This window comes from Burkholderia sp. Tr-20390, assembly GCF_017104595.1.
In the GTDB taxonomy this organism is placed as follows: Bacteria; Pseudomonadota; Gammaproteobacteria; order Burkholderiales; family Burkholderiaceae; genus Burkholderia.
Map to the genome: position 1 here is coordinate 19,519 of NZ_JAAGPC010000111.1, position 9,510 is coordinate 29,028.

The 9,510-nt window shown below is 61.9% G+C and carries 6 protein-coding genes and 2 pseudogenes; 6 read left to right on the top strand and 2 right to left on the bottom strand.

Annotated features, from left to right (window positions below; all coding sequences use genetic code 11):
* Positions 1 to 38: 38 nt before the first annotated feature.
* From G3N98_RS25635 to G3N98_RS25660, 6 genes are all read left to right on the top strand, one after another.
* The gene (locus tag G3N98_RS25635) at positions 39 to 2,597 is read left to right on the top strand and encodes a type VI secretion system Vgr family protein (RefSeq protein WP_206149541.1); all 2,559 of its coding nucleotides are present in this window, start codon (positions 39 to 41) and stop codon (positions 2,595 to 2,597) included.
* Positions 2,597 to 3,646: a DUF4123 domain-containing protein gene (locus G3N98_RS25640; RefSeq protein WP_206149542.1), complete on the top strand. Its 1,050-nt coding sequence runs from the start codon at positions 2,597 to 2,599 to the stop codon at positions 3,644 to 3,646. Before G3N98_RS25635 ends, G3N98_RS25640 begins: the two co-directional genes overlap by 1 nt.
* Positions 3,606 to 4,463 (top strand): hypothetical protein, encoded by an 858-nt coding sequence (locus tag G3N98_RS25645; protein WP_206149546.1) that lies wholly within the window; start codon positions 3,606 to 3,608, stop codon positions 4,461 to 4,463. The genes G3N98_RS25640 and G3N98_RS25645 overlap by 41 nt, the downstream gene beginning before the upstream one ends.
* Positions 4,464 to 4,621: 158 nt before the next feature.
* Complete coding sequence (locus G3N98_RS25650) at positions 4,622 to 5,473, top strand: hypothetical protein (RefSeq protein ID WP_206149543.1); 852 nt, start codon at positions 4,622 to 4,624, stop codon at positions 5,471 to 5,473.
* Positions 5,474 to 5,645: 172 nt separating this feature from the next.
* On the top strand, positions 5,646 to 6,482 hold the full coding sequence (locus tag G3N98_RS25655; RefSeq protein ID WP_206149547.1) for a hypothetical protein: 837 nt from the start codon (positions 5,646 to 5,648) through the stop codon (positions 6,480 to 6,482).
* Positions 6,475 to 8,757 carry a DUF2235 domain-containing protein gene (locus G3N98_RS25660; RefSeq protein WP_206149544.1) on the top strand — a complete coding sequence of 761 codons (2,283 nt, stop codon included), beginning with the start codon at positions 6,475 to 6,477 and terminating at the stop codon, positions 8,755 to 8,757. The genes G3N98_RS25655 and G3N98_RS25660 overlap by 8 nt, the downstream gene beginning before the upstream one ends.
* Positions 8,758 to 8,862: 105 nt before the next feature.
* Here G3N98_RS25660 and G3N98_RS25665 read toward each other — a convergent pair.
* Together G3N98_RS25665 and G3N98_RS40380 are read right to left on the bottom strand one after the other, a co-directional pair.
* Positions 8,863 to 9,407, bottom strand: a pseudogene (locus tag G3N98_RS25665) (OmpA family protein); the annotation flags it as partial.
* Between the two features lie 29 nt (positions 9,408 to 9,436).
* Positions 9,437 to 9,499, bottom strand: a pseudogene (locus G3N98_RS40380) (hypothetical protein); the annotation flags it as partial.
* Positions 9,500 to 9,510 lie beyond the last annotated feature (11 nt).

The window sequence follows — 9,510 nt, forward strand, 5'->3', positions numbered from 1 at the left end:
CCCGGCGGGTTCGCGGCAAACAAGAAGGTGAGTGACGCATGAACGCGACAGAACTGGCGCAGGCGATTCGCGGCGGCCTGATTCAGCAGGACCGCCTGCTGAAGACGGACATCCCGTCGTTGCCGGACCATGCGCTCGTACCGCGCCGGGCCATGACCCGTTCCGAACTGGGGCGCGATTTCAGCGTGACGCTCGATCTCGTGTCCACCGCGAGCGACGTCGAACTCAAGACGCTGATCGCACAGCCGATCACGCTATGGATCCAGCAGGCGGACCGGTCGTATCGCCCGATCAACGGCTATGTCCATACGGCGCGCCGGCTCGGCGCGGACGGCAGCCTGTCGAGCTACCAGCTCACCTTCGCGTCGTGGATGCACTTCCTCAAGTTCCGCAGCGACATGCGGTATTGGCAGGATCAGAGCGTCGACGCGATCCTCGCCGATGTGTTCGACGCGCATCCCCAGGCCAAAGGCCGGTATCAGTTCGCGCTGTCGAAGCCGCTGCCGTCGCGCTCGTACTGCCGCCAGAGCGAAACCGACTGGAACTTCGTGCATCGCCTGATGGAGGACGAAGGGCTGTTCGGCTTCTGGCGGCATGCCGACGACGGCAAGACCCATACGCTCGTCATTACCGACGATCTGCATGCGGTCGACGAGCTGGCGCCGAAGGCCGTCGGCTTCGATCGCTCGGGAACCGGCGCGGAAACGACCGGTTTTACGCAATGGGCTGCGTCGAGGACCCTGCAGAGCACGCTGCACACGACGCGCACGTTCGACTACAAGTCACCGTCGTCCGCGGGCAATCCGAACGGCACGACGCTGCCGACCAAGGCCGGCCAGGGCGACCTGCCGGACCAGGCGGAAATCTACGAATACACGGGCGCCTACACGTATCCGGGCCAGGACCGCGGCGAACATCTGTCGAAGATCCGCCTGGAGGAATGGGAGTCGCGCGCGAAGCGTTTCTTCGGCGTGGGCGGCGTGCGCGGGATCGATGCGGGCCGGCGCTTCGCGCTGGTCGATCATCCGGAGCACGACCGCGATCCGGAGCGCGATCGTGAGTTCGCGGCGATCGGCGTGACACGCTACATCGAGAACAACTTGCCGCTGTCGGACCACGAGGCGCACTTCCCGCACAGCCTGCAGGCGCGCCTCGCGCAGGCCAAAGCCGGGCACGGTGCGGCGGCTGCGTTCGAAGTCGGGCACGAAGACGGCTCGGCCGGGTTCTATCTCGTCGAGGTCGAAGCGCAACGTGCGGCGGTGCCGTATCGCAGCCCGTTCGAGCACAAGAAGCCCGTGATGCAGCTCGAGACGGCCGTCGTCGTCGGGCCGAAGGGCGAAGAGGTGTATACGGACGCGCTGAACCGCATCAAGGTCATGTTCGTCTGGGACCGGCAGAACGAGGGCACCGAAACCGCATCGTGCTGGATGCGTGTCGTGCAGTCGGATACCGGCGGCGGCTACGGGGCCGTTCATATTCCGCGGGTCGGCGAGGAAGTGCTGATCGGCTATATCGGCGGAGACTGCGACCGGCCGATCGTGATGCATCGGGTCTACAACGGGGCAACCAGGCCGCAGTGGCATAGCGACGGCATCCTGTCGGGCTTCCGGTCGAAGGAGTACGCGGGGTCGGGGCACAACGAGATGGTGCTCGACGACGCGACCGGCCAGAACCGTGCACGCCTGTTCAGCAGCAGCGCGAATTCGCTGTTGCATCTCGGTTACCTGATCGAGCAGAACGGCAACACGCGGGGCGCGTATCTCGGCTCGGGGTTCGACTTGCGCACGGATGCATACGGCGCCGTGCGCGCCGGGCAGGGGTTGTACGTCACGACGCATCCGAAGCAGGCGAATAGCCAGCCGCTCGACGTGCGCGAGGCGCAACAGCAGCTCGTCGATGCCGAGGGGCTGATCGAATCGCTGTCGCAGGTCAGCGAAGCGCATCAGGCCGAAAGCCTCGGCAACGGTCAAGACGCGCTGAAGACGTTCACCGACGCGACGCAGGAGAGCTTGGCGGGCGCGTCGTCGGGCGGCCGGACCGCCGGCGGCGGGACGGGGAACGCGAATGCGTTCAAGGAGCCGGTGATGCTGTTCGCGAGCCCGGCGGGGATCGGGATGGCGTCGCAGCAGTCGGTGCACGTCGCGAGCGACCGGCAGACCAATATCGTCAGCGGTCAAAGCACCTTCATCACGAGCGGCAAGTCGCTGATCGCCGGCATCCGCGACCGCATCAGCCTGTTCGCGCAGAACGCCGGAATGAAGCTGTTCGCCGCGAAGGGCAACGTCGAGGTCCAGGCGCACGCGGACAACATCGAGCTTACCGCGCAGAAGACCGTGAAGCTGGTGGCGGCGACCGAGGCCGTCGATGTGGCCGCGAAGCAGGAGGTCCTGCTGACGTCGGGCGGCGCCTATATCCGTATCAAGGGCGGCAACATCGAGATTCACGCGCCGGGGAAGATCGATTTCAAGGGCGCGCAGCACCAGTTCAGCGGGCCGACGAGCATGCCGTATCCGCTGCCCGCGATGCCGGGCGGCACGTGCAAGCAATGCGTGCTGAACGCGCATAGCGGGCGCGAATCGATGGTCGAGGCAGATTGATGGACGAGGTCAACGATACGGGCGACGTGGTCGATCGGGACGACGCCGTCGAGCCAGGCGAAGCCGTCGACACCGTGCCGAATCCGCGCGAGCCGGCGTGGCCGGCGTTCCTGGAATCACTGAAGGCTTCGCTGGCGCATGCGGACCACGACGGCAGGGTGATGCGGCTTTACGTGCTCGTCGATACGCGCGGCTATCAGGAGCTGGATGTACAGCTCGCGACGGTGCGGGGCCTGCGCTATGCGTCGCTCTGGATCGATACCGGGCTCGATGCCTACACGGATATCGCGCCGTACCTGATCGCGTTCGAGCGCGACGCGCTCGATGACGAGCATGCCGGGCAGCATCGGCTGCTGCGCCAGCTGTGGCTCGATGCAGTCGATCTGCATGCGGTGACGTGGCTGTGGTCGACGTGGACGTTCGATGCGCTCGACGCGCATCTGCGCCGGTATGTGCAGTACAAGTTGCCCAATGGTCGTTCGTACTATCTGTTCTTCTTCGACAACCACGTATTCGAACGTCTGCGGCAGGTGTGGAGCGATGCGCAGGCGCGGCAGTTCGTTGCGCCGTTCACCGAGATCCGGTATCGCGATCGTCGGCTCGACGAGGTCGTGTGGCGCAATGATGCGCCGGCGATCGAAGGCGCGGCGCCGGCAGGCGATGCGCCGGGCCTGAGCGAGCAGCAGCACGCTCGGTTGATCGAGCTCGGGTATCCGGACAAGCTCGTGCTGAAGTTTCGCGAGACGATGGGGGCGGTGGTCGATCACTTGTCGGATGGGGACCTTCACGATCAGGTCGTCGAGCAGCTCGATCGCGCGGCGGCGCATGGGATTGCCGATGAAGCGGAATTGCAGTGCTACGTGATGACCGGCGTGCTGGTCTCGCCGCGGTTCGACGAGTATCCGGCGGTACAGGCGTGCCTCGAGGCCGTGGCGCAAGGCGAGACGACGCTCAACGATGCGCTGGCGACGATCGACGACGCGACGTGGGATGCGATTCGCGATGCGCATGAGCGCGCGTTGCTGGAGGCGCGTAGTGACGTGGCGTAGGTCTGCGGGGGCGGTGGGCCTGCTTGCGGTGGCTTTGAGCTTGAGCGCGTGCGGCAAGTCGGGACCGGTGTATAGCGGGATCTCGGTTATTGCCCACAACTATCTGCCGTACAACCTCGACGGATTTGCGATCACTGACGCAAGTGGAAACAAGGCCGGCGGTGGAAACAGCTTGCCGGGCGGCGGGGGCGGGGTGACCTGCTGCTACAAACTCGAAGGCACGGAATTCATCGTCAAATGGAGTTATGTCGACGTTGACCAGTGGCACAAAGGTAACGAAGAAACGCTGCACGCCGAGGCAAGGGTTGTGATGCCATCGGCCCGGGTTCCGGAAAAGATCGGCGATCGAATTCTCGAAGTGCATTTTTACCCGGATCGTCATGTCGAGCTGCAATTTCCCGGTGCGCTGGCGGATACGTCGCGCATTCCGATGATCGATGTGTCGCGCTGGATGTCCAGCCACTACCAGGATCAGTTGAACAGGAAGTACGACGAACGCGAGGATCAGCAGTTTCGACGCATCGTTCGTGTCGTAGCAACGGCATGGCTGAAATACCGACTCACGGATCTCGACGATCTGGAGCAGTACGCCTACTACGACTTGCTCGTGAATGGCCGATTCGATGCACATCCCGAGGTTCAGCGTGTGCTGCAGACGGCTGCCGATAAGCCGGGGGTGTTCGCGAAATCGATGCAGTCTCTGCCAAAGAGCGTGAGGTTGGCGCTGGCAAGCGATAACTTCAAGCCAGTGGCTGTCCCGGTCATTTCGGACGGGTTGTTGCCGCCGCCGCGCGTGCCGGAGGTGCAGCATGGGTAACTCGGCTACGTTCGATCAGGGTTGCGAGCAGTCGCCCATCGGCATCGCACGCTGGACGACCTTCGAGCCGTGCGCGAAGGCGATCGATCACAGATGTAAGACAGGCGCTTGCTTGCCACGGAACGGCGGGCGAGGTGTCATTCAGAAGGGAAGCATCGATGCATAGAGGAACGAAACTGGCGCGTATGACGGGTCGTGTTCTGGCGACTTGCTTGTTGTTCGCCGCAGTGACGGCCTGTGGTAAATCCGAGCCGACCTACAGCGGGATTTCGGTCATGGGCCGGAACTATCTGCCGTACAACATGAACGGTTTCACCATCACCGATGCATATGGCAACAAGGCAAGCGGTGGCGGAGACGATCCGCCGGGCGCAGGTGGCGGCAGCGTCGCGTGTTGCTACACGCTCAAGGGCACCGAATTTACGGTCAAGTGGAAGTACTACGACGCAGATCGATGGACGATGGACGACTCGCATGCGCAGCAAGTCGAGACCAAGGTCGTGATGCCGTCGTCGGCCGTTCCCGAGAAAGTCGGCAGCCGGATTCTCGAAGTTCATTTCTATCCGGATCGTCACGTCGAGTTTCAGTTCCCCGGCCAACTGCTGGACGAATCGCGCATTCCGGTCGTGGATGTTTCCCGATGGATGGCGACGCACTATCAGGAGCAACTGGACAAGAAATTCGACGACACGGATGGACAGTCGCATCGGCGCATTGCGCGTGCCGTTGCGACGGCGTGGCTGAAATACCATCTGACTGACCGGAATGATCTCGAGCAATACGCGTATTTCAGTTTGCTCGTGAACAGTCGGTTCGATGCGCATCCCGAGATTCAGCGCATCTTGCAGGCCGCTGCTGGTAAGCCGGGTACGTTCGCGAAGTCGATGCAGTCTTTGCCGGAGAGCGTGTTGTCCGCGTTGTCGAATGATGCGTTCGAAGCCGTGGCCGTGCCGGCGATATCTGATGGCTTGTTGCTGCCGCCGCGTACAGGAAATGCGCAGCGTGGATGATCGGATCGGGCGCGTCTCGGATGCGATTTGCGATGTAGATGAGCGACGATGGAAACAGATGAGGCGCACGCGGTGGCCGTCGTCGCTGAGGACATTCGGATGATTGGGGCCGGTCCATGCCTGCATGGCTTGCCGGGCGCGATTCAGAAGGGAAACGTCAATGGGTGGAGCAATGAGATTGTCGAGGCTGGTAAGTCGTGTGCTGGCAGGGTGCCTGCTCGTGGTGGCCGTGACCGCGTGCGGGAAGTCGGAGCCGACCTACAGCGGGATTTCGGTCATCGGTCGAAATTATCTGCCGTACAACATGAGCGGCTTCACGATCGCAGACACATTCGGAAATACGGCGAGCGGAGGGGGAGACGACCCGCCGGGCGCAGGAGGCGGTAGCGTCAAATGTTGTTACAAGCTCAAGGGCACGGAATTTGTCGTCAAGTGGAATTACTACGATGTCGACCAGTGGCACAAAGGGAACAAGCAAATGTTCCATGCAGAGACGAAGGTGTCGATGCCACAGTCCCAGGTGCCTGACGATGAGGGCGCGCGGATTCTCGAAGTGCACTTCTTTCCGGATCGACATGTCGAGTTCCAGTTTCCCGGCGAGATGCTCGATGACGCACGTCTGCCGATTGTCGATGTCGTGAAATGGATGAAGCAGTATCAGGCGCAACTGGACAAACGATACGACGAGCGCGAGGACCAGCAGTTTCGTCGTATTGCCCGTGTCGTTGCGTCGGCGTGGTTGAAATACCGCTTGACCGACCGTAGCGACCTGGAGCAGTACACGTACATCAATCTGCTCTTGAACAGCCGATTCGATACGTATCCCGAAGCTCAGCACGTTTTGCAGACTGCCGCTGGGCAGCCCGGCACTTTCGCGAAGTGGGCGCAGTCACTGCCGAATAATGTTCGCTCGGAGTTGACGAGCGGGAAATTCAAGCCCGTGGCCGTACCGACGATTGCCGATGGCTTGCTCCCGCAACCGCGCGTAGAGGAGAAACCGCATGGCTGAGAAAATCAAGCTTGATCCGGACGACGCAACACCGATGGCCGTGTACACGCAACTGGTTTCCCGGGACGCGAACCTCTATCCGAAGGGTGACTGCATGCCATGCGGTGCAACGATTCGCATGGGATTTTTCTTCGACGCCTTCGGCCGCAATGCCGATATCGACGACAAGGAGAGTTCGCGATACTCGAATATTTGCCGCTTGTGGGAGGCGCATCGCGATAACGACGACACGCGGCGGCCAGCCAATCAGTTCTGGTACCGCTTCTATTATTCGGGATTGGGCACGCCGCTCAACGAGTCGGCCAAGTCCAACGCGTTGGTCAATGCAGGTGTCGCCGCAGCCAAGATGGCGGCCAAGAAGGCGCAGAGCGGTGCGACGTCGATTGCCGGGACATTCACACGCGTCAATACGCCGATCAAACAGGCCGACATGAAAAAGCGTGTTTCCGACGTGAAGAAGCAATTTCTCGAAGGAGATTTCTCGCTTCGACCGATCGAGAAGGCGTTCGAGGATCTTCGCAAGGATATCGAGCGCATTCCGGCTCAGGCGAGACGCGTCTTGAATGTGCTGAATGCATCGCCGGAACGATATTGGGAACGGACCAAGGCGACCGGGACGCTGCTGTGGCGCAACACCAAGAACGATTTCAAGACCAACTGGAAGGGAACGCCGATGAAGGCGGCGTGGGGCGTTGCACGCAGCCTCTTCGTTGGCATAGCGATGGAGAACGTGCCGATCGTGCGTGACAACGCCGTGATGGCCGAAGCTTTCGGAACGGGCGTCGATACTCGGTTGATTGCAGCCAAAAAGCAGTTCGAAGCCGCGTACGATGCTGTCAAGCATCAGATGAAGAAGATTCGGGTCATCGAGGTATCGGTGTTTGGCGCAGACCGCGGATGCGTACTTGCGCGGGCGTTCATCAACGATCTAGCAGAGAAATACAAACGCAGGGACGACACGGATCTCGCTATTGACGGCGTGTCGATCCAGATCAAGTTTGTCGGTCTGCTCGATGCCGTTTCATCGGTCATGTCGGAAGAGGCAGGGGAACTGATCGGCATGGTGCCGTATCTGGGGATGATCAAAACCAGCTACAAGGATCGCCCGCTTGGCATACCCGCTAGCGTGCAGCGCTGCGTTCATTTCGCCGCAGCGCACGAGATGCGCTTCTATCAGCGTCTCGACAGTCTCGAGAAAACGCGCGGTGAGCAGTTCCTCTATCCAGGCACGAGCTGCGATGTGGTCGGCGGCGCAACGAATGGGTCGCTCGGGCTGAATGCAGAGCTGATGCGGGTGCCGCTGCGCGACATGCTGCTGGAAGCGCTGAAAGCGGGCGCGGTGATGGATACGATGGAGGATCTCTACCTTTACAAGAACGACACCTTTGGTCGATTCTCGATCGCCGAACCCATCAAGAGCGGTGGCAAGCAATACCGCATCAAGCAACTCGTCGATGCGTATACCGCACTCGTCCCCCGCAAAGCCGGCGTCGATTTCGTCGCGCATTCGAAAATCTTCCTCCGCTGGATCGCCGTCCGTTACCAGGATCCCGAGTTTCGTCGCACGATGTCCGACCCAGTCACCGACTGGAAGCGCAACATGGCCGATGCCGACCTTCAGCGCAAGACGACGAAATCCCAACTCGACTGGGAGCTGCAGCGTCAAGGCATCAACATGAGCATGCTGGCCAGCCGAAGCCCGGCCGATCAGGCGACGTTGAAGGGGATGAAAGCGGCAAGCGATGCAGCGCAAAAGCGTTACGAGAAGCTGGTCGCGGAGGCGCCGAAGGACTACACGACCGTGTGGGAGCGCCTTCACAAGGAGTCGGAAAAGATGCTGCGCCGCGCGGCTGTCCAGGACGGCCTGCGGAAATCTGCGGAGCACGTTCGGAACCTGCCGGATTCGTGGGATTCCAACAACAAGATGAGCGCGGATGTGATCGAGTCGACCATGCTGCCCGAACCTCAAATGGAGCTCGTGTCGGCCTGGAAGGAGGGTATCGAAGGCAAGCATCCGCTTCCGGCGGAAGTCATGGCACTGTTCGACATGCTCGTCCACGACACATTGCTGACGAGCTGGCAGGACCATGTGCTGGCGCCGTCACTGTACTTCCGGACACGCGACAAGGATACGTTCGGGTCGAGTGATCTCGACAAGGAAGCGAAACAGCGCAAGAAGGACGACCTCGCCGCCGCCCGTATCGACCAGGCCGCCAAGCAGAGCCAGGAATGGGCGAAAAGGTACAAGGGCGGCGCGACGCCTCCCGTTCATTGACGGCCGGTAGTCGCCCATGAAAAACGGGCGGCGACAATTCCCGTCGCCTCCCGCATCGGGTGATCGCCCGCCGGCTCGCGATGGAGCCGGCCGCCCCCCGCAAATTTACTGCCCCACCCGGAACTCGATCCGCCGATTCCGTGCCCGCCCATCCGCCGTATCGTTCGGCGCGATCGGCTGATCCGGCCCGACGCCCGTCGTCGTCATCTGCTGCGGCGGAATGCTCTTCGTGATCAGGTAGCCCTTCACCGAATCCGCGCGCGCCTGGCTCAGCGCGATGTTCGACGTGCGGTTCCCCGAGTTGTCGGTGTGGCCGATGATGTCGACCGTGCGGTTCTGCATCTTCGCGAGTGCGGCCGCCATCTGGTCGAGGATCAGCTTGCCCTGCGGCGTGAGCGTCGCGCTGCCCGTCTCGAACTCGATCGTCCGGTTCGCGAGCGTCTGGTCGAGCACGCCCTGTTCGGACGCCGACACGCGCAGCCCGTTCTTGATCGTATACGTCGGGTTCAGCGTGTTCGCCATGTCGCTCGCGAGCTGCTGGCGTTGTGCCTCGTTGTGCACCTCGCCCTTCATCTCGATCTGCGTGCCGTTGATCTTCAGCTGCCCCTTGCTGATCTGCTTGAGCTGCGTACAGGATTTCCGAGAAGCCGTGCGGCCCCGGGTTCGCGATGCCGGCCTTGCCCGCATCGGCGAGCACGGCGATCGACGTGCCCACCAGCACCAGCAGCGGCGTGAGCAGCACGACGATCGACA

Bases quoted from the DNA above. Each gene is read 5' to 3' on its own strand.
- G3N98_RS25635 (WP_206149541.1), top strand. From the start codon at position 39: ATGAACGCGACAGAACTGGCGCAGGCGATTCGCGGCGGCCTGATTCAG.
- G3N98_RS25640 (WP_206149542.1), top strand. From the start codon at position 2,597: ATGGACGAGGTCAACGATACGGGCGACGTGGTCGATCGGGACGACGCC.
- G3N98_RS25645 (WP_206149546.1), top strand. From the start codon at position 3,606: ATGAGCGCGCGTTGCTGGAGGCGCGTAGTGACGTGGCGTAGGTCTGCG.
- G3N98_RS25650 (WP_206149543.1), top strand. From the start codon at position 4,622: ATGCATAGAGGAACGAAACTGGCGCGTATGACGGGTCGTGTTCTGGCG.
- G3N98_RS25655 (WP_206149547.1), top strand. From the start codon at position 5,646: ATGAGATTGTCGAGGCTGGTAAGTCGTGTGCTGGCAGGGTGCCTGCTC.
- G3N98_RS25660 (WP_206149544.1), top strand. From the start codon at position 6,475: ATGGCTGAGAAAATCAAGCTTGATCCGGACGACGCAACACCGATGGCC.